Here is a 17,512-nt window from a genome sequence, read left to right on the forward strand (position 1 = left end):
GTCTGCAATAGCCCCCGGGGCGGAATCCGGACGGCGCTTCAGGCGGCCGTGCGGGGAAAGACCCAGACCTTGCTGGCCGGCAGCGACAGCCGGCAAGGGCCGGGCTCGCGGCCTTCGGGGCCATAGGCGCGCAGGGCCAGGGTATGGGCCGGGTCGGCGTCGGGGGTGCGGAACAGGTACTCCCAGCGGTCGCCCAGATACATGCTGGTCAGCAGCGGCATGTCCACGTGGTTGCCGTCGGGGTCGTCCGCCAGCCGCACTTGCTCCACCCGGATGACGGCGGTGCCGTCCTGGCCCTGGGCCACCCCAGGGCTGGCCTTGCCCCACAGCGACCAGCCGCGCCCTTCGATGCGGGCCTGGCCGTCGCGAACCTCGGTGACCTTGCCGTCCAGCCGGTTGTTGCTGCCCATGAATTCGGCGGTGAACAGGGTGGACGGGGAGCCGTACATCTCCTGCGGCGTGCCCTGTTGTTCGATCTTGCCGTTGTTCAGCAGCAGGATGCGGTCCGAAATCGCCATGGCTTCGCTCTGGTCATGCGTCACCATCAAGGCCGACAGGCCCAGCCGGATGATCAGCTCGCGCAGGAAGGCGCGGGCCTCCTCGCGCAGCTTGGCGTCCAGGTTGGACAGCGGTTCGTCCAGCAGGATGACCGGCGGGCTGTACACCAGCGCCCGGCCGATGGCCACGCGCTGCTGCTGGCCGCCGGACAGGGCGTGCGGATGGCGCTGGCCCAGCTTGCCCAGGCCCAGCTGGTCCAGCACGGCCTGCACGCGTTCGCGCACCTCGGCGCCGGGCACCTTGCGCAGCTTGAGCGGGTAGGCCACGTTCTCGAACACGGTCTTGTGCGGCCACAGCGCGTAGGACTGGAACACCAGGCCCAGGTTGCGCTCCTCGGCCGGGATCTCCTTCTTCGCCGCGCCGTCGTAGACGACGCGTTCGCCGATGGTGATGCGGCCGCGCTTGGGACCTTCCAGGCCGGCCACGGCGCGCAGCAGCGTGGTCTTGCCGCTGCCCGAGGGACCCAGCAGCGACACCACTTCGCCTTGGCGCAGCTGCATCGACACGCCCTTGAGCACCGGGTTGTCGCCGTAATCCAGGTGCAGGTCTTCTACAGAAAGCTCAATCATGAAGTTTGACTCCGAATCGCAGGGCGACGCCCAGGCCGATCACGACCAGAACGATATTGATGAAGGAAAGCGCGGCCACGATGTCGATGGCGCCCGAGGCCCACAGCGACACCAGCATGGAGCCGATGGTTTCGGTGCCGGGCGACAGCAGATAGACGCCGGTGGAGTACTCGCGCTCGAAGATCAGGAACATCAGCAGCCAGGAACCGATCAGGCCGTACTTGGCCAGCGGCACCGTGACGTGGCGGGTGACCTGGCCGCGGCGCGCGCCGGCGCTGCGGGCGGCTTCTTCCAGTTCCGGTCCCACTTGCAGCAAGGTCGAGGAAATCAGCCGCAGGCCATAGGCCATCCACACCACCGTGTAGGCCAGCCACACGCTGAAGATGGTGCTGCGCATGGCGCGCAGCCATTCGATGAAGTTCTCGCGCAGCCATTCCGCGAAGGGTAGGGCCGACAGCCAGCCGCCTTCGTCCAGGGCGTTGTCCAGCCACATCGGCACGAACAGGAACACCCACAGGAACGCCAGGCCGGCCAGGAGGCCCGGCACCGCGCGCGGCACCAGCACGCTGTAGTCCATGAAGCGGGTGACGTTGTCCGGCTTGCGGTGCATGGCCAGGCCCACGAACATGTAGCAGAACACGGCCAGCGCGCCGCCGAACACGCCGATGGCCACCGAGTTGACGATGGCGCGCATCAGGTTGGGCTGCGAGAACACGGTGCGGAACGCGTCCAGCGACAGCACGTCCAGCAGCGACACGCCCATGCCCCAGTTGGACACGAACGCACGCAGCAGCACGCCCAACAGCGGCACCACGATGGTCACCAGCAGCCAGAACGCCACCACTGCGCCGGCCACCCAGCGCCACTTGCCCAGCGGCAGGGCGCGGGCGCGCGAGGCCTTGCCCTTGACCGTGACGAAGCGGTTGGCGGTGCGCATCAGGCGGCGCTGCAGCATCACCAGCGGAATCGTCATGCAGATCAGCACCACCGCCACGGCGGCCATCAGGTGATAGGACGGGATGCCCAGCTTGTTGGTGAGCTTGTACAGATACGTCGCCAGCACCAGGTTGCCTTCCGGATCGCCCAGCACCAGCACCAGGCCGAATACTTCCAGGCCCAGGAAGAACAGCAGCACGGTGGCGTACAGCATGGCCGGGCGCACCATGGGCAGGCTGACCGACACCATCACGCGCAGCGGCGAGGCGCCGGACACGCGCGCGGCTTCCTCGACGTCGGAACCCATGCTGCGCAGCGCCGACGAGATGTACAGGTAGGCGTGCGGCACGTGGGTCAGGCCGGCGATGATGACGATGCTGGTCAGCGAATAGACGTTCCAGGGCACGAAGCCCAGGATGTTTTGCGCCCAGGTCGAGAAAAAGCCCACCGGACCCGCCGCCACCACGTAGCCGAAGCCCAGCACCATGGGCGACACGAACACCGGCACCAGGATCAGCGGCTCGATCCAGCGGCGGCCGGGCAGGTCCGTGCGTATCATCAGGAAGGCCAGCATGCCGCCCAGCGGGATGGCGATGACGGCCAGGCCGAAGGCCAGGATGAAGCCGCTTTTCAGGGCCTTGTAGAAATCGGGATCCGCAAAGATGAAGCGGAACGCGTCCAGGCTGAAGACCTTGGACGGCGAGAAAAAGGGCGCGGACAGAAAGCTCTGGATGATGATGAACGACAGCGGCACATAAATGGCCAAAGCCGTGATCAGCACCACCACGCCGCGGGGCAGGGACTGCCATTTCGAGCGCAATGACTGCATGGGGAATCCTGTGTTCTTGAATGGCGCGGAGGTCGCGCGGCCGGGTCGGGGGCGACCGCCCCGGCGGCGGTCAGGAGGACGGCGGCGCGCCGCCGTCCTCTGCGCGCGAGGCGGCCCGGAACCGTGGCTCCGGGCTGCGCGGCATTACTTGCCTGCCGCGGCGCGCCAGTCCTTGATGAACTGCAGGCGCTTGTTCTGCTCCAGGTAGTCCAGCAGCGTTTCGTTGACCGGGATCGGCTTGAGCGAGGCGCCCAGCTTCTTGGTCATGCCGTCGACGTCGTTGTCGCCTTCGATGTCGTCGCGCACGGAGGCCAGGTCGGCCTGGTTCGCCAGGATGGTCTGGCCCTTCTGCGACAGCAGGTAGTCCATCCACAGCTTGGCGGCATTGCGGTTCTTGGCCTTCTTGCTGATGAAGGCCACGCGCGACAGAACCAGCGCGTAGTCGGTCGGGTAGGCCACGCCCAGCGACGGGTCGCTCTTGGCGCGCGTTTCGGCGTAGGAACCCAGGATGTTGTAGCCGATCAGGTTTTCGCCGGAGGACACGCGTTCCATCATGGTGCCGGTGGACGATTGCACGATCAGGCCGCCTGCGGCGATGCCCTTGAGCGTCTCGAAGTACTTGGGGTCGTTGACCTTGTCCTGCACCGCCAGCATGAAGCCCACGGCCGACTTCTCGATGTCGTAGGTGGTGACCTTGTTCTTGAACTTGTCCGGCTGGCTGGCGATCAGCTTGGCCAGGGCGCCGTGCGTGGTGGGCACCTCGGCGGCGGGGATCAGGCGCTTGTTGTAGATGAACACGGCCGGTTCATAGGTGGTGCCGTATGCCGAATCCTTCCACACCGCCCAGGCCGGCAGCTTGCCGACTTCCGGCGACTTGTATTGCAGGGCGTAGTCGCTGGCCAGCTTCAGGGCCGAGTCCATCGACGAGCTCCAGACGACGTCGCCGCTGGTGCCGCCAGCCGCCTGCTCGCTGATGTAGCGGTTGTAGAGCTCGGTGCTGTTCATGTCGTTGTATTCGACCTTGATGCCCGGGTACAGCGCTTCGAAGCCCTTGATGACGGGGCCGGCGGCCTTGGTGTCGGTGGTCGAATAGATGACGACCTTGCCTTCCTTCTTGGCGCCGTCCAGGATCTTCTGGTAGTCGGCCGGATAGCCGGCCGGCACTTGCTGCGCAAAGGCGCTGCCGGCGGCAAGGGCGAATGCAGCGGCGCAGGCGGCCGCCAGTTGGGACTTGGCAAGCATGGGTGTGTCTCCGATGAGTCTTGTGGTTGGAGCGGGATCCGTGTCCAGCTTGCGGGCATCTTAGGAGCCGGCGTCTGTCGTCGTCCTGTCATGGCGGCGGGACGCGACTAGGGGAAATCCCTGGGCGGGGTGGGCGCGGCGCGCCCAAAAACGTTACGGCCGCGCGGGCGTGTCCGTCACCAGCCGGATCCAGTTCTGCACGAAGCGCGAATGGCGGCGCTGGTCCAGGCCGACCAGCAGGGCCGGGCTCAGCACCACTGGCTGCACGATGCCCTGGGAGCGCGCCAGCACCGCTTCGGAGGTCCAGCGCCCGGGGGTGTCCTCCATGATGGAACCCAGCGCGGCATGGCTGGACGCCACCTGCTGGCCGGCCGGAGACAGCAGCCAGTCCACCAGCGCGCGACCCAGTTCCGGGCTGGGCGCGGTGCGCGCGATCAGCACCGAGCGCGCCAGCACCAGCACGTAGTCCTGCGGAAAGACCACGCCGATGGGCGCGCCCGCCGCCTGTCGCGACAGCGCGTAGGAGCCGAGGATGTTGTAGCCGATGTCGATCTGGTCGCTCTCGATGGCGTCCAGGATCTCGGCGCTGGTGGCCGACAGGCGCACGCCAGCCTGGCCCATGGCGTTGGCCAGCCCCCAGAAGTTCGACGACACCAGCTCGTCCTGTTCGGCCAGCAGATAGCCCACGCTGCTGGTCGCGATGTCATAGGTGCCGATGCGGCCGCGCAGCTTCGCGGCGTCGCGTTCCAGCAGGCGCAGCAGGTCCTGGCGCGAGCGCGGCACGGTGGCTTCGGTATAGCGCTTGGGGTTGTAGACGATGACGGCCGGCTCGAAGGTGAAACCGTAGACCTCGTGGCGCCAGATGGCCCAGGAGGGCAGCTTGGCGGCATAGGGCGAGGAATAGCTCATCGCATAGCCGTCGTTGGCCAGCCGGATCTGCAGGTCCGAGGCCGAACTCATCAGCACGTCCACATCCTTCAACTGCCCGGCGATGGCGGCTTCGTAGAGTTCGCGGCTGCCCATCTCGCGGTACACCACGGTGACGTCCGGCCGTTGCGACTGGAAGCCCTGGATCAGCGGCGCGACCACCGGCGTATCCGTGGGGCCGGCGATGGTCAGGACGCGGGACGTGGGCTGCGGCGCGGGGTAGCGGGTGACGATTGCCGCGATGTCGGCGGCGCGTACCTCGGCGGGGGCCGAGGCCAGCAGCAGGCCCGCCATGCACAACGCGCCCAGGCAGGCGGCTGCCGCGCGTCCCGGCGCGGAACGCGCCAGCGGCAGGATCACGCGCGCCGTCAGGCCGCCGCCCGGACGGTCTTGCAGCCAGAGCGAACCGCCGTGGGCGGCAGCCACCGAGCGCACGATGGACAGCCCCAGCCCCGACCCAGGCTGTGTTTCGCCGGCGCGGCCGCGGGTGAAACGCTGCTGCACGGCGTCTTTTTCGTCGTCGGCCACGCCCGGCCCGCGGTCCGACACGGTGAGCGCAACGCGAAAGCCCGCCACGGGCGTGGCCTGGATGTCCACGGGGCCGTCGGGCGCATAGCGCAGGGCGTTGTCCACCAGGTTGCGCAGCATCTCGCGCAAGGCGACGCGGTCGCCGGCGATGCGGGCGCGGCGGACCTCGGGCGCGATCTCGATGCGCAGTCGTTGCGTTTCCAGCGGACCGATGCGGCGGCGCGTTTCGTTGACGGTCTCGGCCACGCCCACCAGCGTGCGCGATCCCTTGCCCAGGCGGTGCGTGATGGTGGCGTCCATCAGCAGCTGGTTGATCAACTGGCTGGCATGGGTGGCGTTCAGATGGATGCGTTCGAGGCGCGCGTGCAGCCTTTGCTGATCGGTTTCCTCCAGGGCGACTTCGGCTTGAGCGCGCAGCGAGGCCAGCGGCGTACGGACCTGGTGGGCAGCGTCCGCCACCAGGGTGTTGAGCGTACCCATGACGCCGGACAGGCGCTGCATGAAGGCGTTCAGCGCTTCGACCAGCCGCCGCACTTCGCGCGGCACGGGCGTCACCAGCGGCGCCAGGTCGTCGGGCGCGCGGCTGCGCAACTCGCGCTCCACCACCGCCAGCGGCGCGAAGGCCCGCTGCACGCCGAACCACAGCAGGCCCAGCGCCACCAGGGACACCACCACCAGCGGCAGCGCGGTACGTCCCAGGATCTCGTCGGCCAGCGCTTCGCGCGACCCCAGCGTCTCGGCCACGCGCACCGTGACCCAGCCGGCATGTTGGCTGGCGGACACCAGCCGGCCCACGGTGGCGACGCGGACAGGTTCGTCGTGATAGCGCAGATAGGCGAACACCGGCGTGGCCGACTGCGCCAGCGGCATGCCGGGCGCCAGGTCGTCGTAGCCGGTGATCAGGCGGCCGTTCGAGGTGCGGGCTTCGTAGAACACCCGCTCGCCGCCGGACAGCATGGCCAGCGAGGACACCGGCGGTTCGACGGTGACGTTGTTGTCTTCGATCTGCACCGAGCCGGCAATGGTCAGCGCCGAGGCCGCCAGCAGCCGGTCGAAAGCCTGTTCCGCCGCGCGCTGCGCGTAGCCGCGCAGGAAGAACACCAGCCCGATCAGCGCGCAGGCCAGCAGCAGCACCCCCAGCGCCAAGACGCGGCGGCGGATGGAAAAGTTCTCAGGGTTCTTCATGGCTGCGGGCCTGATAGCCGACGCCGCGCACGGTGACGATATCGATCGAGGCGCCCGTCAGCTTCTTGCGCAGCCGCGATATCAGCAGCTCCAGCGCATTGAGGGTGCCGTCGTCCAGGTCGAAGAGCTGGTTCATCAGGCGTTCCTTGGCGACGGTCTGGCCCAGCTTGCCTAGCAGGATCTCCAGCAGCCGGAATTCACGCCGCCCCAGCTCCAGCGGCGCGCCGGCCACGCTGACATTGCGGTTGGCAAGGTCCAGGCTGAGATTGCCGTAGACGGTGACGCTGCTGGTCTGGCCAGCGGGACGGCGCATCAGTGCGCGCAGCCGGGCTTCGAGTTCGCGCAGATCGAAGGGCTTGACCAGATAGTCGTCGGCGCCCAGGTCCAGCATGTCGATCTTGTCTTCGATTTCGGCGCGCGCGGTCATGACCAGCACGGGGGCTTCCAGCCCGGCGGCGCGCAGTTCGCGGATGACGGTGAAACCATCTTTGCCGGGCAGATTGATGTCCAGCACCAGGGCATCCCAGGTCTCGTCCAGGCCCCAACGCAGCGCCGCCACGCCGTCGCGCACCCATTGCACGCTATGGCCGGCAAAACGCAGCTTGCTTTCCACGGCATCGCCGAGATCGAGATTGTCCTCGACCAGCAAAATGCGCATGTGTTGCCTCCGTGTCTTTTGTTGCTTTCGGGGGGAGTTTATAGGGCTGTGGAGGTTCTGTGGGTCTTGATGCGGGCGCGGGCTTGGTTCTTAAGACGCCTGTCGCGTCGGCGGCCTGCGCCCCGCAGGCCGCCGACGCGACAGGCTCTGCCGGATGAATCTTCACGGGCGCTGGGACGGCCGGCGTGCTTGGCGTTCTGGCCACGGGCGGTGGGAAGTTGGCGTGTCTTGCGGGGCCCGCCCCAGGCCGGCCGCGCGGGCGGCCTTTTGGGGCTTACGCGGTGTCTTGCGTGGCGTGATGACGCTGCGCGCTGTTGGGGAGTGCAACTGGTGGTTGGTGAATTTTGGTACGTAGGGCGCCGAAGCAGGTCGGTAGGCCAACAATCGTCATTTCAACCCCAGTGCCGGATGGGTGGCGCGCGTGACGGTCAGCATGCGCAAGCAGTTCGTCACCGCGCGCCACCCATCACCGCCCATCCCCCATGAGCTGGCGACCATTAGTCAACGGCTCACCGCATTCGCGCAAGCGAACACAATTGAAATTCAAGGAATCACGTATGCCATTCTCGGCCGCCCGCGCGGCCGAGAATGGCGGGCAATACAAGAGTCGTCCCAGACCACGGCTCTAGCAGCGCACCAAACCAAGATTCAAGTAGCCCGTCGGTGCGGGCGCCTGAGTGGCGGGCAACCTCGATGCGCCCGAGGGAATCTGAAGGGAAGGCCGCAGGCCTGGACGAAGATGACGAAGGGGAAGTCCGGAGCGAAGGCTCCGGACCGCAATCGTGGGCGCCCGCCACTCAGGCGTCCGCGCCGACGGGCGGCCTACGAAGCAGAGCGGCCCACGAAGCACAGGACCGGCACCCCGAAACCCTGCCAACGAGAAACCTCGGGCGCACTCAAAACCAGAAAGCTACAAAGCCCGCCTACTTCCCAGCGCTATCCGCCCACCCCTTCGACAACTCCACCGCCTGCCGCCACCGCTTCATCCGCGCCGCCCGTACAGACTCCGGCCAGGTCGGTTCGAACGTCCGCTCCGCCTGCCACTTCGACGCGAATTCATCCAGCCCCGACCAGAACCCGACCGCCAGCCCTGCCAACCCCGCAGCCCCCAGCGCCGTCGATTCCGACACGCGCGGACGGACCACCGGGACGCCCAGCAAATCTGCCTGCATCTGCATCAGCAGGTCGTTGCGGGCGGCGCCGCCGTCCACGCGCAGCTCGGTCAGCGCGATGCCGCTGTCGCCGTTCATGCAGGTCAGCAGTTCGGCGCTTTGCAGCGCGATGGATTCCAGCGTGGCGCGGGCGATGTGGGCGCGGGTGGTGCCGCGGGTCAGGCCCACCAGCGTGCCGCGCGCATAGGGATCCCAGTGCGGCGCGCCCAGGCCGGCGAAGGCCGGGACCATGAAGACGTCGTCGGTGTCGGCCACGCTGGCGGCCAGGGATTCGATTTCTTCCGAACGCTGGATGATGCCCAGGCCATCGCGCAGCCATTGCACCGCGGCGCCGGCCACGAACACGCCGCCTTCCAGCATGTAGGTCGGACGCCAGCCGCTGTTGCCGGCTTGCGGCAGGCCCCAGCCTACCGTGGACAGCAGATTGTTGTGGGATTGCACCGGTTTTTCGCCTACGTTCATCAGCATGAAGCAGCCGGTGCCGTAGGTGTTCTTGGCCATGCCAGGTGTAAAGCAGGCCTGGCCGAAGGTGGCCGCCTGCTGGTCGCCGGCGTTGCCGGCGATCGGGATGGAGCCGCCCAGCCACTCTGGCAGGGCGTCTCCCACCACCGCGCTGCTGGGCGCAATGTTGGGCAGCACGCTGCGCGGGATCTTCAGCAGCGCCAGGATCTCGTCGTTCCAGTCCTGCGTGTGCAGGTCGAACAGCATGGTGCGCGAGGCGTTGCTCGGGTCGGTGCTGTGCACCGCGCCGCCGGTCAGTTGCCAGATCAGCCAGGTGTCCACCGTGCCGAAGGCCAGTTCGCCGCGGTCGGCCATCTGGCGCGCGCCCGGCACGTGGTCCAGCAGCCAGGCGAGCTTGGTGCCGGAGAAATAGGCGTCCAGCACCAGGCCGGTGCGCGATTGCAGGAAAGCGGCGTGGCCGTCCTGGCGCAGCTGGTCGCATAGCGGCGCCGTGCGGCGGTCCTGCCAGACGATGGCGCGCGCCAGCGGGCGGCCGGTGGCGCGTTCCCAGATCAGGGTGGTTTCGCGCTGATTGGTGATGCCGATGGCGGCGATGTCGGCGGCGGTCGCGGCGGCATTGCGCAGGGCTTCGCGCGCCACGTCCAGCTGGCTGTGCCAGATCTCGCTGGCGTCGTGCTCGACCCAGCCCGGCCGCGGGTAGTGCTGGCGGAATTCGCGCTGGCCGACGCCGCGCACCACGCCCTCACGGTCGAACACGATTGCGCGGGAGCTGGTCGTGCCCTGGTCCAGGGCTAGGACAAATTCATTCGTCGTCACTTTGTTTAGCGCCGTTCAGGTGTGCCCCGGCCAGAGGGTCGAGGCGTCTAAAGGAGAAGGTCGAAGCCATGCACAGCAAGCCGACGACGATGAAGCCCGCGACGACATCGCGGATCGCCAGCGTTTCCGCGCCGCGCAAGGACATGCTGATGTTCAGCGTCACCGCGGCCACGCCCACGCCCAGGCTGATGCCCAGTTGCTGCGCCATCGCGGCGAAACTGCTGGCGCGGCTCATCTTGGACGGGGGGATGTCGGCATAGGTTAGCGTATTTACCCCGGTGAACTGTAGCGAACGGAAAAAGCCTCCGACCAGCAGGACCGCGATCATCAGCCACACCGGCGTGGCGGGCGTGAAGGCGCCGCAGACCACGATGAACGCACCCGCCAGCACGGCGTTCACGGTCAGGACCCGGCGAAAGCCGAAGTGCTTCACGATCGGGGTGGCCACGAACTTCATCAGCAGTGCGCCCGCGGCGCTGGCGAAAGTGATCAGGCCGGCCGCGAACGGCGTCAGGCCAAAGCCCACCTGCAGCAGCATGGCCAGCAGGAAGGGGGTGGCGCCCACGGCGAAGCGGCACAGATTGCCGCCCAGCGTGGAGATGGCGAAGGTGGGGATCCGCATCAGCGAGAGGTCGATGATGGGGTGCTCGGTGCGCTTGGCGTGCCAGCCGTAGAGCAGGCCGCAGACCGTGCCCACCGCGATCAGCCCCAGCAGCATGGACAGCGGCATGACGTCGCGGCCGATGGCCTCGAAACCGCTGACCAGAGCCGCCAGGCAGATTGAGCTGAGCAGGAAGCCCGGCCAGTCCAGGCGCGGGGCGGCTTCCTCGCGGATCTCCGCGACGTAGCGCAGCACCAGGAAAATTCCCAGGACGCCGATAGGGATATTGATCAGGAAGATCCAGTGCCAGGACATATAGGTGACCATGAAGCCGCCCAGCGGCGGTCCGATCACGGGGCCCAGCAGGGCCGGAATGGAAAGGAAGGACATGGCCTTCAGCAAGTCCTGCTTGGGCACGGTGCGCAGCAGGATGATGCGTCCCACTGGCACCATCATTGCGCCCGCCATCCCCTGGACGATGCGGGCCAGGACCAGTTGCGGCAGATCCTGGGACAGCGCACAGGCCACCGAGCTGAGCGTGAACAGGCCGATCGCCGCCACGAACACCCGCCGCGCGCCGTAGCGGTCGGCCGCCCAGCCGCTGACGGGCACGAATACCGCCACCGACAGCAGGTAGGAGGTGATGGCCACGTTCAGCCGCACCGGGGTCGACCCCAGGGCGTGGGCCATGGCTGGCAGGGCGGTGGCCACCACGGTGGCGTCCAGCATCTGCATGAACAGCGCACAGCCTACGATGAAGGGAATCATGCGCGCCGCGCGCGCGGCTTGCTCATTGGAAAGAGGAGCGGGACGGGCTGCTGCTGCGGTTTCTGCGGACATGGCGGGCGGGGGCGATGGGTGCCGCGAGATTGTAACGCCGGGGGGTGGGCCGCCGTGAAGTAAACTCCCTACATCCGAAACCCATTGAAATTGGTGCCATGGCGACCAACTACGAATCCGAGATCACCCTTTTCCTGAAGGACTACAAGAAATCGCATCCTGGCACCGAAGAGCGCCAGCGCGAGGGCCGCGCCCGCCTTTGGGACAAACCGCAGGACTCGGAGCTGCTGGAAGGCTTCCGCGCGGCCCGTGTGCCGCAAAAGCCGTACGTCTACCAGGCCGACTGAGCCCATTGCGGCAATCATGGCCCAAAACGCTTCCGTCCCGGGCGACGCCCTGGCCGCGCTAGTGGAACCGCCCGTCGACAGCACCCCTGACACGATCGACAGCGTGGCGTTCGCGCGCCTGTATGGCGAGCCGCTGTTCCAGATGCCCACGGACCTGTACATCCCGCCGGATGCGCTGGAAGTGTTCCTGGAAGCGTTTGAAGGGCCGCTGGACCTGCTGCTCTACCTGATCCGCAAACAGAACTTCAACGTGCTGGACATCCCCATGGCGGATGTCACGCGGCAGTATCTGTCGTATGTGGAGCAGATCCGCATCCACAATCTGGAGCTGGCCGCCGAGTACCTGCTGATGGCGGCGATGCTCATCGAGATCAAGTCGCGCATGCTGCTGCCGGTCAAGAAGACCGACACCGGCGAAGAGCCGGAAGATCCGCGCGCCGAACTCGTGCGCCGCCTGCTCGAATACGAGCAGATGAAGCTGGCCGCCCAGAAGCTGGACGCGATGCCGCAGCTGGGCCGCGACTTCGTCAGCAGCCAGGCGGTGGCCGACCTGAGCGTGGAGCGCATGCTGCCCGAGGTCAGCGTGGACGACCTGCGCGCGGCCTGGGCCGACATCATGAAGCGGGCCAAGCTTAACCAGCACCATCACATCACGCGCGAACAGCTGTCCGTGCGCGATCACATGACGCACATCCTGCGGCGCCTGAACGACGTGCGTTTCATGGAATTCGGCGACCTGTTCATGGAACGCGTGCGCGAAGGCGCGCCCGCGGCGGTGGTCGTCGTGCATTTCATCGCCATGCTGGAACTGGCGCGCGAGTCCTTGCTGGAAATTACGCAGGCCGAGCCCTATGCTCCCATCTATGTGCGCCTGGCCTACACCAGCGTGGCGGCGGTCGCGGCCTGATCCTGACCGGGCTGCCCCCAACCCCGGAGAAACTCCTTGAAAGTCGTACACACCATCCAGGAATTGCGCGATCACCTGCGCGGCCAGAATCGCGTGTCGTTCGTGCCCACCATGGGCAATCTGCACGAAGGCCACCTGTCCCTGATGAAGCTGGCGCGCCAGCATGGCGACCCGGTGGTGGCCAGCATCTTCGTGAACCGCCTGCAGTTCGGCCCCAACGAAGACTTCGACCAATATCCCCGCACGCTCGCCGCCGACATCGAGAAGCTCGAGCGCGAGCGCGACGTGTACGTGCTGTTCGCGCCGAACGAGCGCGAGATGTATCCCGAGCCGCAGAACTTCCGCGTCCAGCCTCCCGACGATCTGGGCGACATCCTGGAAGGCGAATTCCGCCCGGGCTTCTTCGAAGGCGTCAGCACCGTGGTGCTGAAGCTGTTTTCCTGCGTGCAGCCGCGGGTGGCGGTGTTTGGCAAGAAGGATTACCAGCAGCTGATGGTGGTGCGCAATATGTGCCGCCAGTTCCAGCTGCCCGTCGAAGTGCTGGCCCACGAGACCGTGCGCGCCGACGACGGCCTGGCCTTGTCCTCCCGCAACCGTTACCTCAGCGACGCCGATCGCGCCGAGGCGCCTGCGTTGTATGCCGCGCTGCGGCACGCCAACGAGCGCCTGGCCCAGGGCGAACGCGATGCCGCCGCGCTGGAGCGCGAAGCCGTCGAGACCCTGACCCGGCGCGGCTGGCAGGTTGACTACGTGGCCCTGCGCCGCCAGCGCGATCTCAAGCGTCCCGACGCTGCCGACCTGCAGGCCGGCGAACCGTTGGTGGCGCTGGCGGCGGCCAAGCTGGGCACGACCCGCCTGATCGACAATCTGGAGCTGGCCTACACGGCCTGACGCGGCAAGGCCCCAGGGGTGGCGTTCATGTCCACCCCTGAAAGAATTACCAGCTTACGTCGTGACGGGCGGCGGATCAGACTCGGCGCAATCCTACATTGCAAGCGAGCCGCCCCATGCAAGCTCCCCGTCCCGACCTGGAAGCCGTTCTTTCCTCTCTCACGCCGCGCGAACGGCAAATCGTCACCTACGTGGCCGCCGGCCGTCCCAACAAGGTCATCGCCATAGACCTGGGCATTTCGTTGCGCACCGTAGAAGCCCATCGTTCCCGCATTTTCACCAAGCTGCAAGTCCGCAATGCCATGCAGCTGGCCTGCCGGCTTTGCGAACACGGACGTTCCGGCGCCTCGCCCGTGCCTGGCGCGGCCGGACCGGACCGCGCGCATGCACTGATTCCGATGCCTCGGAAGCTCATCGACAGTCCAGGCTACACGCTGCATGAGCCGCCAGGGCCGGAGTATCACCGATGTCTGGCAAGTCCCGCGTCACTGCGTGCCGATTCCGGCGTAGATCCGGATCCCGATGCCGGGTAGCCCAAAAGCACCAGGCCCGGCGAACGAGATGTCCGTCGGGCCTGGGGGTAGAGGCTGCGTGGCGGCGTATTCAGCCGCCGCTGGTCTTCAAGGGCACTTGGGCGCTGCCGCCTTGGCCAGTTCGTCGATCGGGTCCAGATCCGGCTGGCGGGTCAGGTTGTAGTTCAGGTTGGGCGTCTGGCCATCGATGGAACGCACGCGCAGCACGTTGTTGGCTGCAACCACGAATTCCGCGCGGCCGTTGCCCTGGCTGTCCATCAGGATGACGCGCGGCGGGCGTTCTTCGGTGGCGTCCCAGCAGCCTTGCTCGGTGACCGGCGGGCCTTTCTTGGGATCGTTTTCCAGGTAGGCCACGCGGCCGCGCCAACGGCCATTGGGCGCCAGCGTCAGCGTCACGCGCTGCGCGGTGCACTGCATGGCGGGCGAGAAGCAAGGCAGGGTGCCCATGTAGGTTTGCGGTTGCGGCACCAGGCTATGCACGGCTGCGCTGGGCGCGGCCGGGTTGGCGGCGACGGGAGCGCTCGCGGCCGATGCCGTCGTTGCCGTGTGTTCGGTTTCCGCCGGAACGGCCTGGCCGTCTTCCGTGGTCTGGCCGCCTGCAGCCTGTGCGGCTTGATTCTGATTCTTGCGGGGAGCGTCCGGCTTGAGGGCGATCTGCACTTGCGACGGGGCGCGGATGATGCTGCGGTATCCCGCGCCCGACCCCTGGTACTGGGCGTCGGTCACGGTGCTTTCGGCGGGCGGGTCGTAATAGCCTTCGGTTTTCTGTTGGGCACAGCCGGCTGCGCCCAGCACGGTGCCTGCGAGCAGCAACCCCATGACGCTGAGTTTGCGGGAGCGGGTACCGATTTCTACGCGCGCGGTCATGGCAGCTTATCCGTGTGGTGAGTCTGTCTCCGATTTTACGCACTTATGCGAAGATTCGATACGTTCCCCTTAGCCGCACTTGGGCATCCTCAACACTTTATGCACTATTTACGACACGGCCGCCGCCAGCTTGCCCCGCGCACTGTCGCCAGCTCCTGGCGCGGCGCCGCTGCGGCCCGGTGCCGCGCGGTCGGATGACGGCGATGCGGCATGTCTTTGATCTGCCTTTGGGCGCCTTCATTGGCCTGGCGGCGCTGGCGGGTTTGTTCGTGGGCAACTGGCTGACGGTGCTGACCCACCGGCTGCCGCGCATGATGGAGCAGGAATGGCAGGCGCACTGCCAGGAAGCCTCGGGCAAGCCGCCGGCGGCGGGCCGCTATGGCTTGTGGTCGCCGGCCTCGCACTGTCCCGCCTGCGACACCGCCGTGACCGGCTGGCGGCGGCTGCCGCTCCTGGGTTGGCTGCTGCTGCGGGGCCGCTGCGGCGCTTGCGGCGCGGCCATAGGCTGGCGCTACCCGGCCATCGAACTGCTGACCTGCGCGCTGTTCGCCGCATGTGCCTGGCGTTTCGGCGCCACGCCGCTGGCGCTGTCCGCCATGGGCTTGTCGGCCATGCTGGTGGCGCTGGCCTGGATCGATTTCGAGTCCACGCTGTTGCCCGACGCATTGACCCAGCCGCTGCTCTGGGCCGGGCTGCTGGTCAATCTGTTCGACGCTTATGCCAGCCTGCAGATGGCGGTGGTGGGGGCGGTGGCGGGCTACGTCTTTCTGTGGGTTATCTTTCATGTGTTTCGCCTGCTGACGGGGCGCGAGGGCATGGGCTATGGTGACTTCAAGCTGCTCGCCGCGCTGGGCGCATGGTTCGGCGTGGAAGCCCTGCCGACGCTGCTGCTGAGCGCATCGTTGCTGGGCGTGCTGATCGGCGGCGCGCTGACCTTGAGCGGCCGCGCCAGCCGCGGGCAGCCGTTGCCCTTTGGTCCCTATCTGGCGCTGGCGGGCGTCGTGACGCTGTTGCTGGGCGGCGAGCAGGGCTTGGGGCAGTTTTTGCAATAGGGCGGTTCATGTCCTCCATGGGATGGGCGGTATGTTGAAGATAGGTCTGACGGGCGGCATCGGGTCGGGCAAGACCCGGGTGGCGGACATGCTCGCAGAGTGGGGCGCCACGCTGGTCGATACCGACGAGATCGCGCGCGAGCTGACCGCCGCGGGCGGTGCAGCCATGCCTGCCATAGAACGCGAATTCGGCCCGCGCGCATTGACGCCGGACGGGGCGCTGGACCGCGCGTGGATGCGGGACCAGGCGTTCTCGGATCCGCAGGTGCGCTTGCGGCTGGAGGCCGTGCTGCATCCCGCCATCGGGCAGGAGACCGAGCGTCAGGCTGCGGCTGCGACCGGCGCCTATCTGGTTTTCGTGGTGCCGCTGCTGGTGGAGTCGTTGCCGCGTTGGCGCGCGCGCCTGGACCGCATCTGCGTGGTGGACTGCGACCCGGAAACGCAGGTGGCGCGGGTGCGGCAGCGCAGCGGGCTGACGGAGCCAGCCATACGGCGTATCATGGCGGCACAGGCTGCGCGGGCAAGCCGTCTGGAAGTCGCCGACGACGTCATCGTCAATGACGCAGGCACTACGCCGGAACAACTGCGCGCGCAGGCGAAGACCCTGCATGACCGCTGGCTGGCGCTGGCGAGCACGACGGACCGGCAAGCTCCCCGCTAGGCCGGCACCCCTGAATAACATTGGCCCCGCCGGCCAAACACAGATGGGCCTGTAAAGAAGCGTGATCGTTTACGAATACCCCTTCAATGAGCGCATCCGCGCTTATCTGCGGCTGGAATACCTGTTCGACAGGTTGTTCTTCTTTGCCCGCGAGGGGGACTCGCGCCTGCACCAGGTTGCCGTCACCTCCCTGTTCGACCTGCTCGATGCCTGCGAGCGCACCGATGTGAAAGGCGCGGTCCTGCAAGACCTGGAACGCCAGCGCATGGCGCTGGTCGGGTTGCGCGATCATCCGGGCGTGGCGCAGGATGCGCTCGAAGCCATGCTGCGCGAAATGGAAAAGGTGACCACGGCGCTGGCCGCGCCCGGCAAGACCGGGCAGTCCCTGCGCGAAAACGAATGGCTGACCAGCCTGCGCGGGCGCCTTTCCGTGCCGGGCAGCGCCACCCAGGTCGACATGCCGTCGTACTTCGCCTGGCAGAACAAATCCGAAGCTGCCCGCTGCGCCGACCTGCAGGCCTGGGTGGCACCCTTCATTCCTTTGTATGACGGCCTGACCCTGGCCCTGCGCCTGCTGCGCGAATCCGGCCGCAAGTCGGACATCGTGGGCGAGCAGGGCGCCTACCAGCAGATGCTGGGCGGCAAGCAGTTCCAGCTGCTGCGGGTCTGGCTAGACCCCGCCCAGGGCGTATTCCCCGAGATCAGCGCCAATAAGTACATGATCTGGATACGTTTTTCCACCCAGGACGGCGAATTCAAGCCCCAGCAGGTCGCCCGCGACGTGCCCTTCCAGATGACACTGTGCAGTTCGTAGGACGGGTGAAGCGCGAGCGTTCTTAAGCTAGAACGCGGATGCCGAACGCGCGCAACCCATCCTGCGGTGCCGTATCTATTCCCGATTTGTCGGCAGGGCAGCCCCGGGGCCGCGGCCACCGTTTTCCCACGGTTCCGCCATGGCGACCCGGCCCATCGCCATGATTTCCACGACCCG

The 17,512-nt window shown here is 67.2% G+C and carries 15 protein-coding genes; 7 read left to right on the forward strand and 8 right to left on the reverse strand.

Going from position 1 to position 17,512, the window contains the following annotated elements; translation table 11 throughout:
- Positions 1-38 precede the first annotated feature (38 nt).
- The 7 genes from NGK62_RS14340 to NGK62_RS14370 all read right to left on the reverse strand — a co-directional run bounded on the left by NGK62_RS14340 (position 39) and on the right by NGK62_RS14370 (position 11,323).
- Positions 39-1,127 (reverse strand): ABC transporter ATP-binding protein, encoded by a 1,089-nt coding sequence (locus NGK62_RS14340; protein ID WP_118935095.1) that lies wholly within the window; start codon positions 1,125-1,127, stop codon positions 39-41.
- Complete coding sequence (locus NGK62_RS14345) at positions 1,120-2,892, reverse strand: ABC transporter permease (protein ID WP_118935096.1); 1,773 nt, start codon at positions 2,890-2,892, stop codon at positions 1,120-1,122. Before NGK62_RS14345 ends, NGK62_RS14340 begins: the two co-directional genes overlap by 8 nt.
- A gap of 144 nt (positions 2,893-3,036) precedes the next feature.
- Entirely contained in the window at positions 3,037-4,134 is a 1,098-nt protein-coding gene (locus NGK62_RS14350; RefSeq protein ID WP_059374019.1) for an ABC transporter substrate-binding protein, read from the reverse strand.
- Between the two features lie 153 nt (positions 4,135-4,287).
- A complete protein-coding gene (locus NGK62_RS14355) occupies positions 4,288-6,774 on the reverse strand; it encodes a sensor histidine kinase (RefSeq protein ID WP_059374018.1) in 2,487 nt (828 codons plus the stop codon).
- Positions 6,761-7,432 carry a response regulator transcription factor gene (locus NGK62_RS14360; RefSeq protein WP_059374017.1) on the reverse strand — a complete coding sequence of 224 codons (672 nt, stop codon included), beginning with the start codon at positions 7,430-7,432 and terminating at the stop codon, positions 6,761-6,763. The genes NGK62_RS14355 and NGK62_RS14360 overlap by 14 nt, the downstream gene beginning before the upstream one ends.
- Positions 7,433-8,355: 923 nt before the next feature.
- Positions 8,356-9,882 (reverse strand): glycerol kinase GlpK, encoded by a 1,527-nt coding sequence (glpK, locus tag NGK62_RS14365; protein ID WP_059374016.1) that lies wholly within the window; start codon positions 9,880-9,882, stop codon positions 8,356-8,358.
- Positions 9,869-11,323 carry a DHA2 family efflux MFS transporter permease subunit gene (locus NGK62_RS14370; RefSeq protein ID WP_118935159.1) on the reverse strand — a complete coding sequence of 485 codons (1,455 nt, stop codon included), beginning with the start codon at positions 11,321-11,323 and terminating at the stop codon, positions 9,869-9,871. Before NGK62_RS14370 ends, glpK begins: the two co-directional genes overlap by 14 nt.
- 98 nt (positions 11,324-11,421) lie before the next feature.
- On the opposite strand from NGK62_RS14370, the gene NGK62_RS14375 reads away from it, so the two are divergent.
- The 4 genes from NGK62_RS14375 to NGK62_RS32355 all read left to right on the forward strand — a co-directional run bounded on the left by NGK62_RS14375 (position 11,422) and on the right by NGK62_RS32355 (position 13,941).
- Positions 11,422-11,610 (forward strand): DUF3460 family protein, encoded by a 189-nt coding sequence (locus tag NGK62_RS14375; RefSeq protein ID WP_042796240.1) that lies wholly within the window; start codon positions 11,422-11,424, stop codon positions 11,608-11,610.
- Between the two features lie 16 nt (positions 11,611-11,626).
- On the forward strand, positions 11,627-12,517 hold the full coding sequence (locus tag NGK62_RS14380; RefSeq protein ID WP_059374014.1) for a segregation and condensation protein A: 891 nt from the start codon (positions 11,627-11,629) through the stop codon (positions 12,515-12,517).
- Positions 12,518-12,553: 36 nt separating this feature from the next.
- Positions 12,554-13,408 carry a pantoate--beta-alanine ligase gene (gene panC, locus NGK62_RS14385; protein ID WP_118935156.1) on the forward strand — a complete coding sequence of 285 codons (855 nt, stop codon included), beginning with the start codon at positions 12,554-12,556 and terminating at the stop codon, positions 13,406-13,408.
- 116 nt (positions 13,409-13,524) lie between these two features.
- Positions 13,525-13,941, forward strand: coding sequence for a response regulator transcription factor (locus tag NGK62_RS32355; RefSeq protein ID WP_286012417.1), 417 nt, complete (start codon positions 13,525-13,527; stop codon positions 13,939-13,941).
- Between the two features lie 87 nt (positions 13,942-14,028).
- Here NGK62_RS32355 and NGK62_RS14395 read toward each other — a convergent pair whose 3' ends face one another.
- Positions 14,029-14,808 carry a copper resistance protein NlpE N-terminal domain-containing protein gene (locus tag NGK62_RS14395; RefSeq protein ID WP_059374011.1) on the reverse strand — a complete coding sequence of 260 codons (780 nt, stop codon included), beginning with the start codon at positions 14,806-14,808 and terminating at the stop codon, positions 14,029-14,031.
- A 203-nt stretch (positions 14,809-15,011) separates the two neighbouring features.
- Here NGK62_RS14395 and NGK62_RS14400 point away from each other — a divergent pair, with 203 nt between their 5' ends.
- From NGK62_RS14400 to zapD, 3 genes are all read left to right on the forward strand, one after another.
- Complete coding sequence (locus NGK62_RS14400; RefSeq protein ID WP_059374035.1) at positions 15,012-15,860, forward strand: prepilin peptidase; 849 nt, start codon at positions 15,012-15,014, stop codon at positions 15,858-15,860.
- Between the two features lie 31 nt (positions 15,861-15,891).
- Entirely contained in the window at positions 15,892-16,521 is a 630-nt protein-coding gene (gene coaE, locus NGK62_RS14405) for a dephospho-CoA kinase (RefSeq protein WP_118935150.1), read from the forward strand.
- A gap of 61 nt (positions 16,522-16,582) precedes the next feature.
- Positions 16,583-17,335, forward strand: a complete 753-nt coding sequence (gene zapD / locus NGK62_RS14410; RefSeq protein WP_059374009.1) for a cell division protein ZapD — start codon at positions 16,583-16,585, stop codon at positions 17,333-17,335.
- Positions 17,336-17,512 lie beyond the last annotated feature (177 nt).

Origin of the sequence: Achromobacter sp. Marseille-Q4954 (assembly GCF_943737025.1) — a bacterium.
GTDB lineage: Bacteria > Pseudomonadota > Gammaproteobacteria > Burkholderiales > Burkholderiaceae_B > Achromobacter > Achromobacter bronchisepticus_A.

Bases quoted from the DNA above. Each gene is read 5' to 3' on its own strand.
- NGK62_RS14340 (WP_118935095.1), bottom strand. From the start codon at position 1,127: ATGATTGAGCTTTCTGTAGAAGACCTGCACCTGGATTACGGCGACAAC.
- NGK62_RS14345 (WP_118935096.1), bottom strand. From the start codon at position 2,892: ATGCAGTCATTGCGCTCGAAATGGCAGTCCCTGCCCCGCGGCGTGGTG.
- NGK62_RS14350 (WP_059374019.1), bottom strand. From the start codon at position 4,134: ATGCTTGCCAAGTCCCAACTGGCGGCCGCCTGCGCCGCTGCATTCGCC.
- NGK62_RS14355 (WP_059374018.1), bottom strand. From the start codon at position 6,774: ATGAAGAACCCTGAGAACTTTTCCATCCGCCGCCGCGTCTTGGCGCTG.
- NGK62_RS14360 (WP_059374017.1), bottom strand. From the start codon at position 7,432: ATGCGCATTTTGCTGGTCGAGGACAATCTCGATCTCGGCGATGCCGTG.
- NGK62_RS14370 (WP_118935159.1), bottom strand. From the start codon at position 11,323: ATGTCCGCAGAAACCGCAGCAGCAGCCCGTCCCGCTCCTCTTTCCAAT.
- NGK62_RS14375 (WP_042796240.1), top strand. From the start codon at position 11,422: ATGGCGACCAACTACGAATCCGAGATCACCCTTTTCCTGAAGGACTAC.
- NGK62_RS14380 (WP_059374014.1), top strand. From the start codon at position 11,627: ATGGCCCAAAACGCTTCCGTCCCGGGCGACGCCCTGGCCGCGCTAGTG.
- NGK62_RS32355 (WP_286012417.1), top strand. From the start codon at position 13,525: ATGCAAGCTCCCCGTCCCGACCTGGAAGCCGTTCTTTCCTCTCTCACG.
- NGK62_RS14395 (WP_059374011.1), bottom strand. From the start codon at position 14,808: ATGACCGCGCGCGTAGAAATCGGTACCCGCTCCCGCAAACTCAGCGTC.
- NGK62_RS14400 (WP_059374035.1), top strand. From the start codon at position 15,012: ATGCGGCATGTCTTTGATCTGCCTTTGGGCGCCTTCATTGGCCTGGCG.
- coaE (WP_118935150.1), top strand. From the start codon at position 15,892: ATGTTGAAGATAGGTCTGACGGGCGGCATCGGGTCGGGCAAGACCCGG.